Consider the following 326-nt stretch of genomic DNA (forward strand, 5'->3'; position numbering starts at 1 on the left):
CAGCGGCCCCTACAAGGCCGCTGCGGTTTTTCAGATAGACCGTGGTGACGGGTTTTGGGGCTGCCGTGCAGCCCAGCGCGAGCAAGCTCGCTCACCACAACAGCCCGCTCGTCGCTGTTTATTCAGCGATCAGCCAATCATCTGCCATCCACCCTGGGTCTGCCCAAGCTTCCTGGACAGCCACGGCAGCAGCTCACGCAGCTGCTTTGCTGAAATGTTCTGGGAACTGGATTGGCGGCACGGGCATGACCTGCCCGATCTGAAGCCATCTTGTGGTGACACAAATCCCCTGTGGTGAGCGAGCTTGCTCGCGCTGGGGCGCGCAG

At 61.7% G+C, this 326-nt stretch carries 1 pseudogene; it reads right to left on the reverse strand.

Annotated elements, in window-relative coordinates:
* Positions 1-118: 118 nt before the first annotated feature.
* Positions 119-207 (reverse strand): annotated as a pseudogene (locus tag BM70_RS33270) (23S rRNA (adenine(2030)-N(6))-methyltransferase RlmJ); the annotation flags it as partial.
* Between the last annotated feature and the right edge of the window lie 119 nt (positions 208-326).

It is taken from the genome of Pseudomonas sp. CHM02, from assembly GCF_000612585.1.
GTDB lineage: Bacteria > Pseudomonadota > Gammaproteobacteria > Pseudomonadales > Pseudomonadaceae > Aquipseudomonas.